Source organism: Flavobacterium sp. W21_SRS_FM3, assembly GCF_052113625.1.
Lineage (GTDB): Bacteria > Bacteroidota > Bacteroidia > Flavobacteriales > Flavobacteriaceae > Flavobacterium.
Window position 1 is genome coordinate 44768 of record NZ_JBGQOD010000012.1, and the last position, 21118, is coordinate 65885.

The following is a 21118-nucleotide window of genomic DNA, read 5'->3' on the forward strand; positions in this document are numbered from 1 at the left end:
AGATGGCAAAGAAAGGTAATAGAATCCAGGTAATTTTAGAATGTACTGAGCACAAAACATCAGGTGTTGCAGGAACTTCAAGATACATTACAACAAAGAACAAGAAAAACACTCCAGATAGATTAGAGATTAAGAAATTTAATCCAGTTTTGAAACGTGTGACTCTTCACAAAGAAATTAAATAATAATTAGAGATTTAAATATTATCTCAAATGGTTTTTCATTTAGAGATTTTATTAAAATACATATAACATTTAAATCATGGCAAAGAAAACAGTAGCAACGTTACAAACTTCTTCTAAGAGATTATCAAAAGCCATCAAAATGGTGAAATCTCCAAAAACTGGTGCATATACTTTCGTAGAAACTATTATAGCTCCTGAGTTAGTTGATGAGTTCTTGAAAAAGAAATAATTAACAAAAGCATTATATAGAAAAGCTACTTTCATTCGGAAGTAGCTTTTTTATTTTCTATCTTTACCCCTTAGAAATAGTATTAGTTCATTGTGTCTAATGCTTCATTTTAATTCTGTTTACACTATGAGTTTTTTCAAAAGAATATTTTCATCAGAGAAAAAAGAAACTTTAGACAAAGGTCTTGAAAAATCAAAAACAACTTTTTTTACTAAGTTAAGTAAGGCCGTTGCCGGAAAGTCTAAAGTTGATGATGACGTTTTGGATAATTTAGAAGAAATACTTGTTTCTTCGGATGTAGGCGTGAATACTACCCTAAAAATAATTACTAGAATTGAGGCTCGTGTCGCTGAGGATAAATACCTAGGTACAGATGAGCTTAATAAAATTTTACAAGAAGAAATTGCCAGCTTACTTTCTGAAACAAATACGGGTGAAGCAACCGAATTTGTTATTCCTATAAACACAAAACCTTATGTTTTGATGGTGGTAGGAGTAAATGGTGTAGGTAAAACAACGACCATTGGAAAACTTGCATACCAGTTTAAAAAGCAAGGATACAAAGTAGTTCTAGGTGCTGCAGATACTTTTAGAGCAGCAGCAATTGACCAATTACAAATTTGGGCAGATAGAGTGGGTGTTCCTATTGTAAGACAAAATATGGGAAGTGATCCTGCTTCTGTTGCATTTGATACATTACAGTCTGCTGTAGCTCAAGATGCTGATATTGTCATCATTGATACAGCTGGACGTTTGCATAACAAAGTTAATTTAATGAATGAATTAACTAAAGTGAAACGTGTCATGCAAAAAGTAGTTGCGGAGGCGCCACATGATGTATTGTTAGTTCTTGATGGATCAACAGGTCAAAATGCGTTTGAACAAGCAAAACAATTCACAGCTGCTACAGAGGTGACTTCTTTGGCAGTAACTAAATTAGATGGAACAGCCAAAGGTGGAGTGGTAATTGGTATCTCAGATCAATTTCAAATCCCTGTAAAGTACATAGGTGTGGGTGAAGGAATTGAAGATTTACAAGTCTTTAATAAATATGAATTTGTAGACAGTTTTTTCAAATAAAAGAGTTCAATGAATTTTTCTTCTATTAAAAATTTAAGTTCTATCTCACTATACTTAATTAGTGTTATTTGCTTTGTTATTGCCAATATTATTAGAGACAAAAGCATCATTTTTTACTATATACTATTGGTTGTCGGTATTGCTTTCTTTGTTTTTGGTTTAACCAAAAGAACAAGAAGGCAGTAGTACTATTGGTACAAAGTGCTAATTTTCTTCCAAAGCTCTTCGTCAAAATTAGATAAGGCTAGATTTACATTGTCAGCGGCATCTCCCATTCTAACTATTACCATTTCTTTAGAAGGTACAATGTATATTTTTTGGTCATTTTTCCCTAATGCCATATACATATCGTTAGGAGCTGAAGGAATAATGCTGCCTGAAAATTGTAACTGCGATTGCGGTAAGTGGTAACTACTTTTTCCATTTAACCACCATAAGTAGCCGTAACCTAAATTGATGTTTTGTGATGTAGTTGTAGCCGCATTAAAATAGTTTTCATTTAAGATCGTATTGTTTTCCCATTTCCCTTTGTTGGCCATTAAGAGTCCAAAACGGGCCATACTTCTTGTTGTGCTTGCATAAACTGAATTATTACCTGATTCGAACCAAGCACCTTCCATGCCAATTTTATCCCTCAAACTGGAGTTAAAATAACTACTCCATGATTGCTTTGTTGCTTTTGATACCACATCTTGCAATTTTACATATACATTATGGTATGCCCAACGAGTTCCCGCATCTGCTTTAAAAGTGAGGCTTGCAGGGTCTACGCCATCACCATTGTTGACGTCTTCTAAGCCAGAAGTCATGGTTAGTAGGTGTTTATTTGTGATCAGGTTTTCTTTGGCCAAAGGTAGGCTTGTCCAGCCTGTGCCAATATAATCAGAGACTTTATTATTACTATTTATAAAGCCCTCTTGCTCTGCAATTCCGGTAATAGTTGCAGTTAAGGTTTTGCCCGCACTAGCCCAGTACCAATTAGTAGTTGCGGAATGTCCGTTAAAATAATGCTCTATGACAATACGGCCGTTGATTAATATGATGAATGATTTGGAATTTTTAAGTGTTAAATAGTCTATTAAGGGCTGTACAGCTTCTTGTTTCCAACCTATATCAGCCACTGATTTTGTTTCCCAATTTGTATTATTTAGCGGTGGGAAGTAGGGGGCTGTATTTGTTTGATTATTACTATCTTTTTCTGCTTTTTCAGTGGTGCAGCTAAAGCACAATAATAGCGTGAGTATAAATAAACTTGCTTTTGACATCGTTAATCAATTAGATAATGGCGCTATAAATATATAAAATTGTTCAATGCCAAGCGTTTTTTGTTTTTGTTTGCGTTATTAAAGGTTAACTTTGTAATTGTAAAAAATAGTGAGGTTGATCCAATTGCCCTAGCCCTGATGGGAGTGGCATCCCATACTATAGTTGTGAAGGCACAGAACAACAATAGTATGGATATAGCAGACAGCAGGAAAAAGCTCCATATCATTTTTGATTTAGTATACTAATCTCCCTTTAAATAAAATTATAATGAACAACATGTTTCGAATTCTATTTCTATCATTATTTTTTGTCAGCTGTAGTCAAAAAGTTGAACCATCAGATATCGCAAAAATAAATGGTTATTGGCAAATTGAAAAAGTGGTTTTTGAGGAAGGAGAGGATAAGGATTATAAAATGAATGAGTCGTATGATTACTTCAAGATTGTAAATAATAGCGGGATTAGGAAAAAAGTGATGCCCCAATTAAATGGCAGTTTTTTAGTAAACGATTCCTATGAGAATGTAAAAGTTCGTTTTGATAAAGATAAGGTTTACTTAGATTATGCAACAGCCTATGCAAAATGGAGTGAGGAATTGGTAGCACTAACAGATGATGAATTAGTGTTAAAAAATACAGAGAACAAAGAGTATCATTATAAAAAAGCAGGACCAATAAACTTGACAGGAGATGGCGAAGAGACTAAATAATCAGAGTACAGTAGGAGATGTGTTGCAACAAATTATTAAAGTAAATAAATTGCAGCCAGGCATGGATCAGATTGATGTTAAAGACGCATGGAGCAATCTAATGGGTAATGGTGTGAATAGTTATACTCGAAACGTTGTTTTGAAAGGAAGTACACTATATGTAGAACTAACGTCATCAGTGCTTAGAGAAGAGTTGAGCCATGGAAAGGCTAAAATCGTGAAAATGATAAACGAGGAACTTAGACGAGATGTTGTAACTGCCGTTGTTTTAAGATAGTTGTCTAATTTATAAATAAAAAATCCCGTCTTGATTTATAATCTCGACGGGATTTTTATATTGTAAAGCTTTTAGCATTTGTCTATGACTAAAAAGTAAAAGCCAAAGAATGCATATTAAAACTGCTCTCTTCCTGCAAAGTGAAAAGCACCTTCAATAGCTGCATTTTCATCACTGTCAGAACCGTGAACTGCGTTTTCTCCAATTGAAGTAGCGTATGCTTTACGGATAGTTCCTTCAGCAGCTTCAGCAGGATTAGTAGCACCAATTAAAGTTCTAAAATCTTCAACAGCGTTATCTTTTTCTAAAATAGCAGCAACGATAGGTCCTCTTGACATAAATTCAACTAACTCTCCGTAGAAAGGTCTTGCAGCGTGTACAGCATAAAATGCTTGAGCATCAGCAACAGTAAGTTGAGTTAATTTTAAAGAAACGATTTTGAAACCTGCATTAGTAATCATTGCAAGAATGTTTCCGATGTGTCCATTAGCAACAGCATCAGGCTTAATCATTGTAAAAGTTCTATTAGTAGCCATTTTTTATTTTTTTAAATTTTGTGCAAAAATAGTTTATTTTGTTTAATAATGTTAGCCTTTTTTCATTATAGTTAGTTAATTACCTTTATAATGTTATAATTTCAAATTTTTGATCCAATGGCTTTAAGCGCGCTATTAATTTCGGAATTAGATCAGCACCACTTTCCAGGTAAAATTCAGAAAAATTAGCCTGTCTTTCTTGCAAGGATTTATTTGGAAAAAGTTCGTTTTGTAAAGCCGTTGTCCGCTCAATTTCTTCACTAAATTTTCTTTTTTGTGCTTTCATCAAACGTTTCTCAAGATTTTCTAATCCTTTTACTTGCTTGACTTCTTGTGCTTTGACAGCACCTGTAAAGGATTTGTCTGTATGTTTGGCTAGTTCAAATAAGTCGCTAAATTGCTTGTGCAATTGTTCTTTTTGAGGGCTTAAATCAATTGGGAATTCAGAGCTTTTTTGAGTGATTTTATTAATAAGTTCAGCTTGTTTTGAAAATAAATCACTCCAATTCAACTTTAACCGATCTATTTTTTTGATTTGTTTCTCAGAAGCTAATAAAACGGAATTACGTACTAAAAGCATTGGGAAAGTAACGTTTACAGTATTGAAAAAAGATTTTAGTTCTAACCAATATGCAATTTCTCCACCTCCACCGATGTAGCATAAATTAGGCAATATGACCTCTTGATAAAGTGGGCGCATAATTACATTTGGGCTGAATTTTTCCGGTTGACTTTCTACAAGTTGTAGTATTTCGCTTTCAGTAAATTCAATTTTAGTATGGTTTACCTTGTATTTGTTGTCAACCAAAATAATACGTTCTCTCAAGTTGTCTTCAATGTAAAATAAATTGATCTCCCTTGGATTAACTTGTACATTGTACTCTTTTAACTTCTCAGTAGTTTCAATAACTGCTTTGTGTGAAGTTTGTTTGCTAAGCTCTTCTTTTATGAAGGGAATAAAGCTTTGTTTTAAAGTAGCTTCATCTGCATCGATGATCACTAGTCCTAATGCTCCAAAAAGGCGGTTTGCTAGGTGCCTAGTAGCATCAGCAAGGTTACTATGTTGCAAGTAAGCTTCTTCAAAAATTTGTTTAAGATCGGCCGCATTAGAGCTTGTTCCTAATTCTTGCTGGTACACTTCAAACAATTCGGCTAGGCCTTCAGTAGATAATCGGCCTACAGGTCCAGTGCTTTCTTTGTTCCATCTAAATTTTTTTCCTTTAAAATTAAAGTAATTGATTTCTTCAAAATCATGGTCCTCTGTAGCCATCCAATAAATTGGCACAAAATTATAAGCTGGATATTTTGCTTTTAATTCCTTAGTTAGATTAATTGTAGAAATGATTTTGTATAAAAAATAAAGCGGTCCGCTAAACAAATTCAATTGGTGCCCTGTTGTGATAGTAAAGGTGTTAGGCACTTTTAAAGCTTGAATATTTTGTTGCGTTAAAGAAGAAATAGCAATATTTTGATACTGCTTTTGTAAAACGCTAACTAATGAAGTTCGGTTTGCATCATCGAAACTAGTTTGTTTTTCAAGAATTTGTGCTTCAAAGTTTTCAATTTTTGGAAAACGATTGTATAAGGATTGTAAGTTTGATTTTTCATCTAAATAATCATTCATCAAAGGAGAGAAATATCCAGAATTTTGATAGCTGATACAGTCGGTAGGCATAGTTTACTTATTTGTGTAAATGTAATAAATTCAAATTTAATTTTGCTGTTTCCAATAATATTTAGATATTTGTCTAAATATATAATTACAACAAAATATGAATGATATATTTAAGGCTTTGAATGATGCTACAAGGAGAGAAATATTAGAGCTACTTAAAATTAAAGATTTATCTGCGGGCGAAATTGCGGATCATTTCAATATTTCAAAACCAAGTATTTCTCATCATTTAGACATTTTAAAACGAGCTGATTTAATCACTTTCGAAAAAAACGGTCAATTCATCATTTATTCTATTAACACCTCAGTAATGGAAGATGTCTTGCAATGGATATTAACTTTAAAAAAATAGTACGATGAAATTAACATTTAAAAATGAGTTGCCTTTAATTGGAATTGTTTTAGCCCCATTTGTGTATTTGTCCATAATTTGGGATACACTCCCAGAGAAAATACCAACACATTGGAACTATAAAGGGGAAATTGATAAATGGGGAGATAAATACTCTTTGATTATCCTCTTGTTTTTATTGCCAGTATTATCCTATGTTTTAATGCTTGTAATTCCAAAGATTGATCCTAAAAAGAAAATGGAACAAATGAGAGGGAAGTATTACCAATTGAAATTTATATTGGTTTTATTCATGTCAACATTGGCTTTTGTTATTTTGTATTTGACCCAAAAGGAATCTACTTCAAGTCCCAATTTAATTTATATTCTTATTGGTATACTTTTTATTGCGCTGGGGAATTATTTTAAGGTTATTCAACCTAATTATTTTATTGGAATAAAAACACCATGGACATTGGAAAATAAAGAAGTTTGGAAATTAACGCATACACTGGCGGGTAAACTTTGGATTTTAGGAGGATTGATTATTGTCATTGGTAGTTTAGTAATTGCAAATAGTGTTTTTATTTATGTTTTTGGTGGAGTAGTAGCAATCATATCATTGGTACCCATAGTTTATTCTTATCTTAAATTTAAAGAATTAAAAAAACAGGATTGATTTTGTAAAAAAGAACATCATAATTATATATAAAAGGAACTTTGTAGGTAGGATTTGTACGCTCATCAAATGATTAAATTTTCCATATAATAAAAAAGGTTGCCCTATGTGAGGCAACCTTTTTAGTTTTTATTAAATCTAATTATTACAATCCGTAAGTTGTAATTCTGAAATTATTTGATGCGGTTGTTAAAGTATAGATCGTGTTAGAATAAGTAATTTTAAAACTTTCTTTTTTAACATATAGTCCTTTTGGATCTAATAGTTGTTTGTCCAAGTCTTTTAATAGTGCAGGTTCGCTTCCTCCAAGCCATCCGTCGTCTTTAAGAATAATTGTTTTGTTAACTGGATCTTCAGTTACAGTTACAAAATGATATAACGTTGATTTACCGCCAGTAAAAGAATATGAAATATAACTTCCATTAGCACCATCATTAAAATAGAAGGAAACTCTATTGACTTTTTGTGTTGATGGTAAACTTGCATTTATTGCGTTCAGTAAGGAATTACAAAGTAAAGAGTTACTTGGTGCCGTAGCTAGATTGGCAGCAATATAAGCATATATCGTTCTAGGGTTTCCAGGTAATAACACTTTGTAATCATCAGTTAAAACTAATGGTTTATTTGAATACTTAATTGACGCCGTAACGCCTCCAGTTCCAGTAGCATTAAAGTTTCCTGTGGCAGGGTCATAAGTAAATACAGATAGACTTTGATTTCCCACTTTTACTGCAGGACTAACAATGATACCAGTAGGAGTATATGCTATACCCATATTGTAACTTACACTTGAACCCGTTTCAATTGAATTAGCTGTAGCAAATCTCGTAGCACCAGTGAAATTAAAATCAAACTGATTAATTTTTGTACCATTGTTAGTTTCTAAAAGGCGAAACAATGGTCTTGAAGTTGATCCTGCTACGTTAGGGATCATAGCTCTGTTTTTGGCCAGATCAGTCCAGTCAGAAGCAGTAGCTTTTACAAAGCGCACTTCTTCAAAACTTCTATTTGTTTTAAAAATAATTTGACCATTTTCTTGTCCATAATATAGAAACTGGAAATCTCCTTTATATCCTTTGCCACGTAAAGCTGCAACGGGGTAGTTGTTAGAATCTGATAATAAGTGAATTTTGTTTTTTGTTGTAAAAAGTAGGCTTACAGTGCTTCCTAATTCAATACTATATTCACTAGAATATACAGCAGTGTCATCATCAAAGTCTGAGGCCATATCCACTTTACCGTCTTTAAATTTAAAAACGTGAGTGAAACCACCTAATTGAGTTGTGTCTGTAAAATATATGGCTTTCCAACCAAATTCTGATGACTCTAATGCATCATTTAATTCTTTTTGTCTAGCATTTAAGCGCTCAGTAGGAGTCGCATTAAAAGGGGAATCTACTGATTCCTTGTTATCACAAGAAACCAATTGCACTGCTAACATAGCAATGAGTAGATAATTAATTAATTTTTTAAATTTCATACTATTAATTTATATGTTTATAAATAAATTTTTTAAAAGCCATTACTAATTACCATTAATGACAGCGGTTGTGTTTTTTTCTGCTTCGTCTCTCAACTTATAAAAATCTATACCAAAAGCATCTTTAAAGTATTTGACAACGACAGCTTCTTTTGCTTTTATATTTGCAACGGCAGTTTGATTGGTAATACCTGCTAAGATCGCATCATACTCAGCTTTAGAATTCACTAACATAGTTGAGGCCATTTCAGCAAAATCTTCATTAATATTTGATCTGGCATAGTCTGTTATAAATCCTTCTTCTCTTGCTACGGAAGTTGGAGTAGCATACCAATTTGAAGTATAGCCAGTTGGTGTGATTTTGGACAGTGTTTTTTCGTCAAATGGTTTAGTCTGATTTAATATATGAATATACTCATGTTGTATGGTATGTACAAAGCGTTTAACATTGGCACGGTTAGTCTTATTCACATTATCTGTTTCAAATAACGTGATTCTTAGACCGCCTTCTGCTAAACCTAGAGTAACTGTTCCAGTTGTGTTCAAGTTAACGCCACCGACTAAAACAAATTCTCTAGGCGCAATTTTTTTGACAAAATCTGGACCAGCAACCGCCTTATAACTATTCAACCATATTTTTTGTACAATTTCTAATGCCGGTTGTACTTTAGATTGTAATGGTGGAGCTAAGTAGCGATTGTTGTCAACAACATTTTGATTCCACTTATATTGAACATTAATATTGTAGGGTATTAAATAGTTAGTCTCAATCCAATTATCTAATGCTGTTTTTGATGGAACTGACACATCAAGAATACTATCAGTAAGTGGCTCATCATTTGCGCATGCTCCAAGGAATAAAACCGAAGAGAGTACAACTACTTTTTTATAAATATTTATTTTTTTCATTTTCTTTAAGGTATTAACGTGGATTTTTCTCTACTCCTGTATTAGTAACATGTAAAGGCAGTTGAATAGCTTTACGTAAATCGTCTTTCGCTAAAATTTTGTCTGGCTGATTATAAACTTTATGAGTTACTTGTAATGCAAAACGCTTAATGTCTAACCAACGTAAACCTTCGTGAATAAACTCTCTTCTTCTCATTTCTGCAACAGCTTTAATGTAGGATTTTTGAATTGGAGTTAAGCTGTAAAAAGGGGTGTATTCATTATCAATTACAGGGTACTTAGCCACTATTTTAGATTCTGTAACTTTATCTGTTGCGGCGTTATATCCTGAAATTCTTATTGATAGAAAATAATCCATCTCTTCGATAGCCAAAGCGAACTGATTAGTCATTATATGTGCTTCGATTCTATTTAGAAACAACTCATCATTACTTAATAGAACTAAAGCATCATAAGGTTGTCCGATTCCTGCATTTGCATTTGTATACTTAAAATACTCTACAAATTTGGGAACAAAAATCGTAATTTGACCATTATAAGATAGTGGTCTATACAAATACCCTTTATTAGCTAAATTTGTTGATGCTCCAAATAGTACATCCCTATCCGCACCAGTTAACTGAAAACGGTTAGAATAAAAACTTCTTGAATAAATTGAAGAAGCCGAAACAATTAATAAATTGGTGTTTTCACTTTCTTGTGAATACTTTCTCATACCCGTATTAAAATCAACATCGAGGTAAGATTGATAATTTCGTAATTGCCCAATAGGTTTATTTCCTAGATCATTTGATACGGCTATAACTTTATCCCATTCTCCAATTATTGCATAAAAACGACTTGCGAAAGCATTTGCAGCTGCCTTGTTAAAATGATATTTAGGCTGTTGGTAATCGCTTGTGACTAATGTAAGACCTTTTTCAATATCAGCTTTTAAATAGGAATAAACCTCTTCTACAGAGTTTCTAGTGTATTTTTTTATCAACTCTTGTTCTGGTTTTAACACGTAGGGAATTCCTAAATCAGTTTTAGCTGTACTAGGGTTATATCTTTGTGAAAATAGATTTACTAACATAAAATGTGAGTAGGCTCTAGCTAATAATGCTTCCCCTTTTTGAGGATTTAAGTTTGTAGGATTTCCTAATTTATCGATAGCATCAAGTGCTTGGTTAGCATGTGCAATGGCACTGTAGCATGCATCCCAATAATCTGAAGGCGTATCTTGGTTAATGTCTTCTTGCATTTCCCAATTGTAGTTTTGACTGTTTTTTGTAGTAGTAAGTGTTAAGTCGCCACTGTCGAAAACGTTGTCTGTCATTGTTTCAGCAAATTCCATATAGTTAGCTTGAGGATATGCATTAACTAGGATTTCTGATATTTTATCTGGGGTATCTAATTGCGTTCTGTTGTCTGGAATTTCAGAAAGGAAATCATCACAACTGCTACTAAGCCCTAGAATTACTAAAAGCGATAGTGTTATTTTTATTTTTCTCATGTCTTTAAATTAAAATGATACGTTAATAGAGAATGTGTACTGGCTAGTTATCGGCTGAGAAACTCCTCCCGATCTATAAAATTCAGGATCTTGTCCATTTAATTTCTTATCTGAATAGATTAACAATGGGTTTGCTGTTGAAGCTTTCATAGAGAAAACATTTACTCCTAATTTTTTCTTTAGATCTTTCGGAAATTCATAACTTAAGGAAACATTTTTTAGTCTTACAAATGATCCATCTGCCACTCGTTCATCAGAGAAATTATAAGCATTATAAGCTCTTGCTAAGTTTTTTGATTCTGCATCATAATTAGCAATTAATCTTTGGTCTGCAATTACAGGAATGTTAGTGTAAGCTTCATCACCAGCATTGATCCATCTGTTAGTGAATTCTTTAGTAAAAACTGTCAAATCATCATATTGCTCAGCATATATAGGGTTCAAACGAACTTTATTTCCACCCGCTGCAACGATAAATATGTTTAAAGACCAATTGTCATACGTAAATGTATTTGAGATACCTGCTGATTTATTAGGTTCAATTGATCCTTCGTATTTCAAATATTTAGTAACATTTTCTGAATCTTGAAAATTTGCTCCAGCTATGTTATCCTCTTCACCATCTGCCATGATAAATGTAGGTAATCCCTGATTATTTAATCCTGTGAATTGGTAAGAATATAAAGCATTTCTTGGATGTCCTACCGTATTTCCACCAGTACCGTCTACTAAACCTAATACAGATGGATTGTTTTGTAATCTCGTAATTTTTTGGTCATAAACTGAAAAATTAAAAGAAGTGTTCCACTTCAATCTAGTATTATTTAAATTTCTAGTTGAAAGTGAAAATTCAATACCTTTCGTTTCCATATCGGCATTGTTCCCTTGCTTTAATTTTTGTCCACCAATTCCTGATGTTGTAACAAAATCAACTAAATCAAATGCTTTACGACTGTAAACATCTGTTGTAAATTGAATTCTGTTGTCAAACAAACCTAAATCCAATCCGAAATTAGTTTCAAACTGTTTTTCCCAAGTTAAATCACCATTTTGAAGTTCATTGATGTTTAAACCTGTTTCTCTATCACCTAGATTTAGACGATCAGTTATAAAACTTTTATAAATTGCTAAGGAGTTAGTTGCTGGTCCTGCAGTTGCAGTTAGACCATATGAACCTCTTAGACTTAAACTGTTGATTGTGCGAGCATTTTTCATGAAGTCTTCCTCCATAATGTTCCACTTACCACTAAAAGTATAGGTAGGTAACCATCTTGATGAATTACTATTCCCTTGTCTATTCGATCCATCATAACGACCCGTTATCGATCCCGTATAACGTCTGTCATAAGTATATCCAACTTTACCAAAGAAACCTACAGTTCTCTCTCTCTCTTCATTGAAAGAATAGTAAGCATCACCACCATTGATTAATTTTTCTAAGATTCTTGGGTCTGTAAAAGCAGTTAATCCTCTATCATATTGTAAACCATAAGCAGTGAAATTATTACTATTTCTATCCACAGATCTTAATTCTTGTCCAAATAATGCTTCAAGTTCATGCTTGTTGCTGAAAACATTTTTGTAATTAAAACTATTTCTAATGTTATAAGAAGTTAAATCATTTGAGAATTTTCTTAAAATACCTCCGTTCGGTAATACAGAAACTTTTGGAGCTGTTAGGTCATTCGGATCTTGATATAGGAAGATATTAGCATCTCTAACAAGAGTGGTTTCTTGTGCGTTATATGCACCTACAATATTGGATTGTTCTAAAATATTGTGCTCTCTAGTTGTATTTGCGTAACGTGCATTCGCTGTCAAGTTATAAGTTAGATTATTATTTATTTTATAGGCTAAATCTGCTTGAAAACGAATGTCTTTGACCTTAATTTCCATATAATTGTTTTCTAACTCTTCAATGATATTTATCGGTGCCCAGTTATTTCTATAGTATTCATAATTGCCATTATCATCGTATGGACGTAATGCTCTATTTGTATTTAGCACATAATTAAATGGGTTAATATCAAAGTCCCTAGTAGTACTACCATTCACACCATCTTTAAGGCTGTCATAACTTCCTGGAGCTGATTGGTCTCTCACAGAAGCTTGCGTAGAAAGTGTAAGGTTTAATTTATCATTAATAAAGAACGTATTCTTAATGTTAGATGTTAACTGATTTACTTTATCAGCTACAGTCCAACCTGGATCGCTGTAAAAACCTAACGAAGCAAAATAAGCATTATTTTTCCCACCACCTGAAAAGCTTAAGGAATGATTTTGAGTAATAGAAGGCCTAAATAAAGTTTTAAACCAGTTTGTATTTGCTAATTCATATTTTCTCAAAAAAGCATTTCTGCTAGGTTCGTCATTTCTAACACCATAAGTTCCGTTTGTGGTATCATAGGTATTAATTGCGTTGGCAAGAATATTATAAACTCCTCCGTAACGACCTTGAGCAGTATCAGGTAAGCCTAAGAATCCTTTTGACTCAATTTCTTTAAGGATGCCCATTGTTTCTTGAGAATTCAGTATGTCATATTGGTTATAGTTAGGTACTACTCTTGCTGTCTGTTCTAATGAATATGTTATACTTAATGGAGATTCTCTTCTTCCTTGTTTTGTAGTAACAACTACTACTCCGTTTAAAGATCGTGAACCATAGATAGAGGTGGCAGAAGCATCTTTTAAGACTTCAATACTCAATACATCATTTGGATTTAGACCAGCAATTGAAGAGCTTAATAATGTTTCTGAATTTCCAGAAGCTAAATCAGCAAAAGAAAGATTAACGATGTCTTCTTGAACAATTCCATCGATTACCCAAAGTGGTTTAGTATCTCCAAAAATAGAAGATGATCCACGTACAGTAATTTTTGGTGCAGTACCAAAAGTTCCTGTAACATTTTGTACTGTTACCCCAGCAGCTTTACCTTCAATCATTCTACTAATATCTACGACACCTTCAACTAGTAAATCTTTTCCTGTAATTTTACTAATAGCACCAGTAAATGTTCTTTTAGACGTTTTTTCATACCCTGTGGTAATAACTACTTCATTTAATTTTTGACCTAATTCACTTAAAACAATTGTTAGTGGACTTGCTGAGGCCGAAACTTCTTGAGTTTCCATACCAATGTAAGAAATGACAAGTCTAGTAGTGTTTACAGGCATATCTATAGTAAAGTTTCCATCAATATCAGTCAGTACCGCAACTTTTGTACCTTTTGCAAGTACTGTAGCACCAGGTAAAGGATTGCCTTTTTCATCCAGTACTCTACCTTTTACAATAGTTACAAATAAATTAGCATCATTTACAGTTTGCGCCATAAAAATGCCAGTAACATCGCTTGTTTGAGCAGCATTATTTTGCAATATAATTTGGTTACTTACTTCAGAATAGGTAATGTTTAAAGGTTGTAAAATATGACTAAGTATCGATGATAATAACTCATCATTAGCCTTGTAACTTATCTTCTTATTAAGTTGACTTATTCTTGAATTGTATGAAAACTTGACATTTGCTGTCTTCTCTAATTTGCTTAGTGCATTGTATAGAGTCAAATTTTCGATACTTAAGGTAACTTTTGTGTCTAATTTCTTTTGACCTTTAACGCTATTTGCCATAGTTACAGTGGAAAACACAAAGGCTAACAGAAATTGAAATAGTGTTATTTTCATGATTCGAAAGAGTAATCGTTGTTTAACAACAGGTTTTTTCATAATTTTGGTTTGTTTTTGATTAATACATTTAACAGGGTATTTTGAAAGACTACAAATTGGGTTTTACAGAACGCAATTTGATATTTTCAAAGCGTCGATAATGTTACAGCATGGTCGGCGCTTTTAATTTTTTAACTATTACATAGGCATTTTATAATTAATTACATCCATCAGAATTGATGATGATTTGGTTTCCATTCATTTCGTAACTTGTATTGTTTCCTAACGCTTTGCAAATAATTTTAAGTTTTTCTGGAAGCGGTTGATCATTTAAGGAACTAGTAAGGTGACACTCTTTTAATTTTTCTTTTGGAAAATCGATATTAACTAAATAAGCTTGTTCAATAGTTTTAAATATTTGACTAACCGGTATGTCGGTAAAATCAAAGCTTAATTGTTCGATGCTTCTAGTAGAATGTATGAAAGTTTCATCCTTCGTTATATCCGTAATTTTATTAAATTTTAAATCTTGACGCGTAAAACGCAAACCTTCATTAGGGAGTAAGATTATCTCCTCATTTTTATTAGAATTCAACAACATTTCATTTGACTGAATTTTTACTTTTCCTGTGCGAACTATTACTTCAACATCGGGTTGATTTGCATATGCACTGATTCTAAAGCTTGTTCCAACAACTTTTGTTACTATTTCGTTAGCATATACAAGAAAAGGTTTATTAGGATTTTTACTAATTTCAAAAAAACCTTCACCCGATAAGTATACTCTTCTTTCATTACCCGTAAATGTTTTTGGGTAACTTAATTTACTTTGTGGTTGTAATAAAACGGAGCTACCGTCAGATAACGTAATTATTTGTGGTTTTGAAGAGTTGTTTGCTTGTTCAACTAAACCTTCCGTGTCATCATCAATAAGCTCATTGTAGATTTGCGTAGAATTGTTTGATATAAAGAAATGACTGTAGGCCCAAGTAACCAGTAAACCAAAAACCAAAACTGCTGCTATGGACCTGAGCCAATTTCTATTCCATATTTTTATTACTGCTCGATTATTATTTTTGGTGTTTTTTTGTTCAATTTTATTCCATGTGGATAGTAAGGCCGACTGAATCACTGAAATGGGTAATTTGTTTTCAGGAACTTTCATTGCCAAAACCCAAAGGCGAGCTTCTTCTACTAATTTTGCACGATGTGTATTTTCTAGAGTCCACTCTTCCCAGTTGTCTAGGTCGGTTTTTGAACGTATCCATAGTTGGAATGATTCATCGGATAAAAAATCTTCTATTTTTGTATATTGATTGCGTTTTTGCATTTTAAGAATAAGGTTACTTCTCTATAAAGGACAGTAATCTTATTATATACTCATCAAATTATGATTTTTTTTTAATATTTTTAAAATATAATTATAATATACTAGGAGATAGTAGTAGAAGTAAGGGGATAGTAGTGGTCCATTCTTTACGTAAATTTATTAAAGCACGATGTAGTAAGTTATTTGCTGATTGATAATTTACTTCTAATAGTTCAGAGATTTGGTCCACAGTTAGCCCTTGATTATATCTAAGATATAACGCCTCTTTTTGTCGAGATGGTAGAAGGTTAATTAGTTTGTTCAATTGAAATACTTTATCAGCTGTAGTTTCTTCATCTATTAAATGATGTTCAATTGAAAAGTCAAATAAAAAATCAATAGGTTCTTTTTTACTTAGTTTATTAAATATATGATCACGTTCTTGTAGTCTAGCGATTCTTTTACGTACGCTAGATAATAAGTATGCTTTCACATTATTAGTGTCATTTAGAGAATGTTTGTATAACCATATATCAGTAAAAACATCTTGTATACAATCCTGTACTTTCTCCGAGTGGGTCGTAAATGAGCTGCCATAGCGAACTAATTGCTCATAATACCGCTCAAAAAGAATTGAAAAAGATTTTTCATCCCCTAATTTTAAGTTGTGCCAAAGCATAGTGTCTTCAGAGGTGCAGGTAGTTTGGGTAGCTTCTATATTCAAAATTGACTATTAATTGAAGATATTAAGTTTGTGTTATTTTTTTGTAATTTTACGTATTTTATTAAGAAACCGCAAGTTAAAGTTTTAAATATATAGAAATATCATTTATTTAATAATTAGAATGTTCATAAAATAATTGATTCCCATTTTTAATGGTTTAAAATATGTTTTTCATATTATTATGTTAGGCTTTAACATTTCAAGTATCTATATATTTTTCATTGTGCAACTAAATTATTTAGTTAAAAAATATGTTGTAAGCATTTTATCTTAAATAAGTACATATAAAACGCTATTCAATTTTTATCCCTTATTTTTGCACAAAACTTATTCCCTTTGAAAACAAAATTATTTCTTATTACGCCTCCTTTTACGCAATTGAATACACCGTATCCGGCAACTGCTTATATCAAAGGGTTTCTGAATACTAAAGGTATTGAATCAGTTCAGGCGGATTTGGGGATTGAAGTGATTTTGAAATTATTTTCGAAAGAAGGACTGCAAAGTTTGTTTGAGGTCGCAGGTTTAAAGTGTCAGGTTGAAGAAATTTCAGATAATTCGAAACGTATTTATGCTTTACAAGAGGAGTATATTAAAACGATTGATTCAGTTATTGCTTTTCTACAAGGGAAAAACCCAACATTGGCATTGCAAATCTGTCAGGAAGATTATTTGCCAGAAGCTTCTCGTTTTGGGCAACTGGAAGAACTCGATTGGGCTTTTGGGACGATGGGAACACAAGATAAAGCGAAACATTTGGCTACTTTGTTCCTTGAAGATATTTCTGATTTTATTGTCGAATGTGTCGATGCAAATTTTGGTTTCAGTCGCTATGCAGAACGTTTGGGACGATCTGCTAATTCTTTTGACGAATTGTACGAAGCTTTGCAGCAACAACCAACTTATATTGATACCGTTTTACTTTCGACTCTAAAAGAGCGAATAGAGACTATAAAACCCACATTATTTCTAATATCTGTTCCTTTTCCCGGGAATTTATATAGTGCATTTAGAGCAGCGCAATGGGTAAAAAAACACCATCCTGGAATTAAAATTTCAATGGGTGGCGGTTTCCCAAATACTGAATTACGTTCGTTGTCAGATGCACGTGTTTTTGAATTTTTCGATTATATTACTTTAGATGATGGCGAAGTGCCTATAGAAGAATTGATTTCTAACATTGAAAATCCAAATTACAAGGCTTACAAAAGAACATTCCTTTTAGAAGACGGAAACGTAGTTTATAAAAATAATTCAGCTAAAGCTGATTACAAACAATCCCAAGTTGGAACCCCAGATTATTCTGATTTACCATTGGATAAATACATTTCGGTAATTGAAATTGTAAATCCAATGCATCGAATGTGGTCTGATGGACGATGGAATAAATTGACCATGGCACACGGTTGTTATTGGGGGAAATGCACATTCTGCGATATTTCTCTAGATTATATCAAAATTTATGAGCCTGTTGCTGCTAGTTTACTTTGTGATCGAATGGAGGAAATGATTGCCCAAACAGGTGAAAATGGTTTTCATTATGTTGATGAAGCCGCGCCACCAGCTTTAATGCGTGCCTTGGCTCTGGAAATCCTTCGTAGAAAACTGTCTGTGACTTGGTGGACCAACATACGATTCGAAAAAAGCTTTACTGCCGATTTGTGTTTGCTATTAAAAGCTTCGGGTTGTATCGCTGTTTCTGGCGGACTCGAAGTAGCTTCAGATCGATTGTTGAAATTAATTGATAAGGGAGTTACTGTGGAGCAAGTGGCCAAAGTCACTCGTAATTTTACCGAAGCCGGAATTATGGTTCATGCATATTTAATGTATGGTTACCCAACACAAACAGTTCAAGAAACGGTAGACAGTCTCGAAATGGTGCGTCAATTATTTGAGGCTGGTGTTCTGCAATCGGGATTTTGGCATCAGTTTGCAATGACAGCGCACAGTCCTGTGGGAATATATCCTGAAAAGTTTGGTGTGGTAAAAGAAACAGAGGAAATAGGAACTTTTGCTAATAATGATATTAATTATACCGATTCAACAGGAATTGACCATGACAAGTTCAGTTTTGGACTCAAGAAATCATTGTTCAATTTTATGCACGGCATCTGTTTTGATTATGAGTTGCAAGATTGGTTTGAGTTTAAGATTCCAAAAACTAAAATTTCTGAAGATTTTATTTTTGATGCCTTGCAAGAAGAATCAGATTTTAATATCAAACCTACGGCCAAGGTTGTTTGGCTAGGAGGGAAGCCTTTTGCAGAACAATTTACAAAATCTAAAAAAGGAAATTCTTGGGAAATGATGAGTTTAACTTTTCATGATAAAAAAGAAAGTTTCACGATCCAAACAAACAAGAAAGAGGGAGAATGGTTAAAAGCAATTTTAGAAAAAACAGCTGTTTCGAATGCTAAAATTTACAGTTTTCAAGAGGTCAAAGCTGATTTTGAAACTCATTTAGAAGATTTTGAATTATTCTGGTATTCTAAACCGGTGAACACTTTAAGAGAATTTGGGTTATTAGTTTTATAAATCGGATACAGCTGTAGTATTTTAGATTTTAACATAAAACTCTCAATTTACTTTACGAAAACGTTTTCTTTTACTTATTTTTACGGTCATAAAAATGACATTAATGAGTGATAGTTATAAAGTAAATGTAAATGACTCCTTTCATTTTGACTTAGAAAAGGAGCAGGTTTCTAGACTTGACGCTGTAACTGTGGAAAATAACAACTTTCATGTGTTACACGAAAATAAACCTTATAAAGCAGCTATTCTTTCGGCTGATTTCAATCAAAAAAAATATACTGTAAAAGTAAATAACAACAGTTATACCGTTGCTATTTCGGATGATTTAGACTTACTAATCAAAGAAATGGGATTTGAAGTGGGAGCGACTAAACAGGTCAATGCCATCAAAGCACCAATGCCGGGATTAATACTAGAAATTAGTGTTGTTGCGGGACAAAGTGTAAAAGAAAATGATCCTGTTTTAATCCTTGAAGCGATGAAAATGGAGAACAGTTTTTTATCTCCTCGAGATGGACTAATCAAGTCAATTGCTGTAAGTAAAGGAGATGCCGTTGACAAAGGGCAGTTATTAATTGAATTTGAATAAGCATATGAAGAAGTTATTAGTTGCCAATAGAGGTGAGATTGCCATTAGAGTGATGAAAACCGCTCAGAAAATGGGTATAAAAACAGTAGCGGTTTATTCTACAGTTGATAGAAATGCACCTCACGTAAAATTTGCCGATGAGGCAGTTTGGATAGGGGAATCACCTTCAAATCAATCCTATTTATTAGGAGATAAAATTATAGAGGTTGCTAAATCTCTTGGAGTTGATGCTATTCATCCTGGTTATGGTTTTTTGAGTGAAAATGCTGATTTTGCTGAAAAAGCCGAAAAAAACAACATTATTTTTATTGGTCCTAAATCGAAAGCCATACATATTATGGGGAGTAAATTGGCTGCAAAGGAAGCCGTAAAAGCTTATAATATACCAATGGTTCCTGGACTGGATGAAGCCATTACTGATATTGAAAAAGCCAAAGGAGTAGCTGGCGAAATAGGTTTCCCTATTTTGATTAAAGCGTCTGCTGGTGGTGGTGGGAAAGGAATGCGTATTGTTGAAAATGCTGAAGAGTTTGAATCTCAAATGAACAGAGCCATTAGTGAAGCGCTTAATGCTTTTGGAGACGGTTCGGTATTTATTGAAAAATATGTTGCCTCACCGCGACATATCGAAATTCAAATCATGGCAGACAGTCATGGGAATATTTTATATTTATTTGAAAGAGAATGTAGTATACAACGTCGCCATCAAAAAGTAGTGGAGGAAGCGCCTTCTTCAGTTTTGACTGAAGCACTGCGTAAAGAAATGGGTGAAGCGGCTGTGATGGTTGCTAAATCTTGTGATTATCTGGGAGCGGGAACAGTTGAATTTTTATTGGATGAAAACTATAATTTTTATTTCCTCGAAATGAATACGCGTTTGCAAGTAGAACATCCTGTTACAGAACTGATTACTGGACTGGATTTAGTCGAAATGCAAATTAAGGTTGCCAGGGGAGAAGCCTTAGAGATTCAACAAGAAGATTTACAGATTAAGGGACATGCTATGGAACTACGTGTGTATGCTGAGGATCCAATGAATGATTTTCTACCTAGTGTAGGACATTTGGATGTTTATCAATTACCAGTTGGAGACGGCATACGTGTCGATAATGGTTTTGAGCAAGGCATGGATATTCCTATTTATTACGATCCTATGTTGGCTAAACTAATCACCTATGGTGAGACTCGTGAAGAGGCAATTCAAATAATGATAAAAGCGATTGATAATTATCAAGTAGAAGGGGTGCAAACGACATTGCCTTTTGGTAAGTTTGTAATGGAACACGAAGCATTTCGCTCAGGAAAATTTGACACTCATTTTGTAAAAAAATATTACAGTGCTGAATTATTAAAAGCCGAAAGAACTGAAGAAGCTGAAATAGCTGCTTTAATTGCTATGAAACAGTATTTTGAAGATCAAAAAATGGTACGATTACCAAATCAATAAA

19 protein-coding genes are annotated in these 21118 nt (G+C 33.1%); 10 read left to right on the forward strand and 9 right to left on the reverse strand.

Annotated elements, in window-relative coordinates; all coding sequences use genetic code 11:
- The first annotated feature begins 2 nt into the window (after positions 1-2).
- The 3 genes from rpmG (at position 3) to ftsY (ending at position 1494) form a co-directional block, all read left to right on the forward strand.
- On the forward strand, positions 3-185 hold the full coding sequence (gene rpmG, locus ACEN2K_RS14330) for a 50S ribosomal protein L33 (protein WP_007138097.1): 183 nt from the start codon (positions 3-5) through the stop codon (positions 183-185).
- Between the two features lie 76 nt (positions 186-261).
- Complete coding sequence (locus tag ACEN2K_RS14335; RefSeq protein ID WP_084157731.1) at positions 262-414, forward strand: DUF4295 domain-containing protein; 153 nt, start codon at positions 262-264, stop codon at positions 412-414.
- A 126-nt stretch (positions 415-540) separates the two neighbouring features.
- A complete protein-coding gene (ftsY, locus tag ACEN2K_RS14340) occupies positions 541-1494 on the forward strand; it encodes a signal recognition particle-docking protein FtsY (protein ID WP_441760020.1) in 954 nt (317 codons plus the stop codon).
- Positions 1495-1682: 188 nt separating this feature from the next.
- On the opposite strand, the gene ACEN2K_RS14345 is transcribed toward ftsY, so the two are convergent.
- Entirely contained in the window at positions 1683-2759 is a 1077-nt protein-coding gene (locus ACEN2K_RS14345; RefSeq protein ID WP_441760021.1) for a serine hydrolase domain-containing protein, read from the reverse strand.
- 268 nt (positions 2760-3027) lie between these two features.
- Between ACEN2K_RS14345 and ACEN2K_RS14350 the strand changes: the two genes are divergently transcribed.
- Both ACEN2K_RS14350 and ACEN2K_RS14355 read left to right on the forward strand, forming a co-directional pair.
- Entirely contained in the window at positions 3028-3468 is a 441-nt protein-coding gene (locus ACEN2K_RS14350) for a lipocalin family protein (protein WP_441760022.1), read from the forward strand.
- Complete coding sequence (locus tag ACEN2K_RS14355) at positions 3449-3745, forward strand: DUF721 domain-containing protein (protein WP_441760023.1); 297 nt, start codon at positions 3449-3451, stop codon at positions 3743-3745. The genes ACEN2K_RS14350 and ACEN2K_RS14355 overlap by 20 nt, the downstream gene beginning before the upstream one ends.
- Before the next feature lie 116 nt (positions 3746-3861).
- Here ACEN2K_RS14355 and ACEN2K_RS14360 read toward each other — a convergent pair whose 3' ends face one another.
- A complete protein-coding gene (locus ACEN2K_RS14360; RefSeq protein WP_072941331.1) occupies positions 3862-4281 on the reverse strand; it encodes a nucleoside-diphosphate kinase in 420 nt (139 codons plus the stop codon).
- Positions 4282-4366: 85 nt separating this feature from the next.
- Positions 4367-5956, reverse strand: coding sequence for a bacillithiol biosynthesis cysteine-adding enzyme BshC (gene bshC / locus ACEN2K_RS14365; protein ID WP_441760024.1), 1590 nt, complete (start codon positions 5954-5956; stop codon positions 4367-4369).
- A 97-nt stretch (positions 5957-6053) separates the two neighbouring features.
- Here bshC and ACEN2K_RS14370 point away from each other — a divergent pair, with 97 nt between their 5' ends.
- Entirely contained in the window at positions 6054-6308 is a 255-nt protein-coding gene (locus tag ACEN2K_RS14370) for an autorepressor SdpR family transcription factor (protein WP_441760025.1), read from the forward strand.
- Between the two features lie 4 nt (positions 6309-6312).
- Entirely contained in the window at positions 6313-6966 is a 654-nt protein-coding gene (locus ACEN2K_RS14375; RefSeq protein ID WP_441760026.1) for an SdpI family protein, read from the forward strand.
- 145 nt (positions 6967-7111) lie between these two features.
- On the opposite strand, the gene ACEN2K_RS14380 is transcribed toward ACEN2K_RS14375, so the two are convergent.
- From ACEN2K_RS14380 to ACEN2K_RS14405, 6 genes are all read right to left on the reverse strand, one after another.
- Complete coding sequence (locus tag ACEN2K_RS14380) at positions 7112-8446, reverse strand: DUF4302 domain-containing protein (protein ID WP_441760027.1); 1335 nt, start codon at positions 8444-8446, stop codon at positions 7112-7114.
- A gap of 45 nt (positions 8447-8491) precedes the next feature.
- Entirely contained in the window at positions 8492-9355 is an 864-nt protein-coding gene (locus tag ACEN2K_RS14385) for a zinc-binding metallopeptidase (protein WP_441760028.1), read from the reverse strand.
- Positions 9356-9368: 13 nt separating this feature from the next.
- A complete protein-coding gene (locus ACEN2K_RS14390; RefSeq protein ID WP_441760029.1) occupies positions 9369-10850 on the reverse strand; it encodes a RagB/SusD family nutrient uptake outer membrane protein in 1482 nt (493 codons plus the stop codon).
- Positions 10851-10859: 9 nt separating this feature from the next.
- A complete protein-coding gene (locus ACEN2K_RS14395) occupies positions 10860-14573 on the reverse strand; it encodes a SusC/RagA family TonB-linked outer membrane protein (protein ID WP_441760030.1) in 3714 nt (1237 codons plus the stop codon).
- A gap of 157 nt (positions 14574-14730) precedes the next feature.
- Positions 14731-15843: a FecR family protein gene (locus ACEN2K_RS14400; protein WP_441760031.1), complete on the reverse strand. Its 1113-nt coding sequence runs from the start codon at positions 15841-15843 to the stop codon at positions 14731-14733.
- A gap of 91 nt (positions 15844-15934) precedes the next feature.
- The gene (locus ACEN2K_RS14405) at positions 15935-16546 is read right to left on the reverse strand and encodes an RNA polymerase sigma factor (RefSeq protein ID WP_441760032.1); all 612 of its coding nucleotides are present in this window, start codon (positions 16544-16546) and stop codon (positions 15935-15937) included.
- 336 nt (positions 16547-16882) lie between these two features.
- On the opposite strand from ACEN2K_RS14405, the gene ACEN2K_RS14410 reads away from it, so the two are divergent.
- The 3 genes from ACEN2K_RS14410 to accC all read left to right on the forward strand — a co-directional run bounded on the left by ACEN2K_RS14410 (position 16883) and on the right by accC (position 21117).
- A complete protein-coding gene (locus ACEN2K_RS14410; protein WP_441760033.1) occupies positions 16883-19081 on the forward strand; it encodes a B12-binding domain-containing radical SAM protein in 2199 nt (732 codons plus the stop codon).
- Between the two features lie 103 nt (positions 19082-19184).
- Positions 19185-19670: an acetyl-CoA carboxylase biotin carboxyl carrier protein subunit gene (locus ACEN2K_RS14415; RefSeq protein WP_441760034.1), complete on the forward strand. Its 486-nt coding sequence runs from the start codon at positions 19185-19187 to the stop codon at positions 19668-19670.
- Positions 19671-19674: 4 nt separating this feature from the next.
- On the forward strand, positions 19675-21117 hold the full coding sequence (gene accC, locus ACEN2K_RS14420) for an acetyl-CoA carboxylase biotin carboxylase subunit (protein WP_441760035.1): 1443 nt from the start codon (positions 19675-19677) through the stop codon (positions 21115-21117).
- Position 21118: the final 1 nt, after the last annotated feature.

Excerpts from the sequence above, each read along its gene's own strand:
- ACEN2K_RS14350 (WP_441760022.1), top strand. The coding sequence starts at position 3,028 with ATGAACAACATGTTTCGAATTCTATTTCTATCATTATTTTTTGTCAGC.
- ACEN2K_RS14355 (WP_441760023.1), top strand. The coding sequence starts at position 3,449 with ATGGCGAAGAGACTAAATAATCAGAGTACAGTAGGAGATGTGTTGCAA.
- ACEN2K_RS14385 (WP_441760028.1), bottom strand. The coding sequence starts at position 9,355 with ATGAAAAAAATAAATATTTATAAAAAAGTAGTTGTACTCTCTTCGGTT.
- ACEN2K_RS14345 (WP_441760021.1), bottom strand. The coding sequence starts at position 2,759 with ATGTCAAAAGCAAGTTTATTTATACTCACGCTATTATTGTGCTTTAGC.
- accC (WP_441760035.1), top strand. The coding sequence starts at position 19,675 with ATGAAGAAGTTATTAGTTGCCAATAGAGGTGAGATTGCCATTAGAGTG.
- ACEN2K_RS14375 (WP_441760026.1), top strand. The coding sequence starts at position 6,313 with ATGAAATTAACATTTAAAAATGAGTTGCCTTTAATTGGAATTGTTTTA.
- ACEN2K_RS14370 (WP_441760025.1), top strand. The coding sequence starts at position 6,054 with ATGAATGATATATTTAAGGCTTTGAATGATGCTACAAGGAGAGAAATA.
- ACEN2K_RS14400 (WP_441760031.1), bottom strand. The coding sequence starts at position 15,843 with ATGCAAAAACGCAATCAATATACAAAAATAGAAGATTTTTTATCCGAT.
- ACEN2K_RS14395 (WP_441760030.1), bottom strand. The coding sequence starts at position 14,573 with ATGAAAAAACCTGTTGTTAAACAACGATTACTCTTTCGAATCATGAAA.
- ACEN2K_RS14380 (WP_441760027.1), bottom strand. The coding sequence starts at position 8,446 with ATGAAATTTAAAAAATTAATTAATTATCTACTCATTGCTATGTTAGCA.
- rpmG (WP_007138097.1), top strand. The coding sequence starts at position 3 with ATGGCAAAGAAAGGTAATAGAATCCAGGTAATTTTAGAATGTACTGAG.
- ftsY (WP_441760020.1), top strand. The coding sequence starts at position 541 with ATGAGTTTTTTCAAAAGAATATTTTCATCAGAGAAAAAAGAAACTTTA.
- ACEN2K_RS14390 (WP_441760029.1), bottom strand. The coding sequence starts at position 10,850 with ATGAGAAAAATAAAAATAACACTATCGCTTTTAGTAATTCTAGGGCTT.
- ACEN2K_RS14335 (WP_084157731.1), top strand. The coding sequence starts at position 262 with ATGGCAAAGAAAACAGTAGCAACGTTACAAACTTCTTCTAAGAGATTA.
- ACEN2K_RS14360 (WP_072941331.1), bottom strand. The coding sequence starts at position 4,281 with ATGGCTACTAATAGAACTTTTACAATGATTAAGCCTGATGCTGTTGCT.
- bshC (WP_441760024.1), bottom strand. The coding sequence starts at position 5,956 with ATGCCTACCGACTGTATCAGCTATCAAAATTCTGGATATTTCTCTCCT.
- ACEN2K_RS14415 (WP_441760034.1), top strand. The coding sequence starts at position 19,185 with ATGAGTGATAGTTATAAAGTAAATGTAAATGACTCCTTTCATTTTGAC.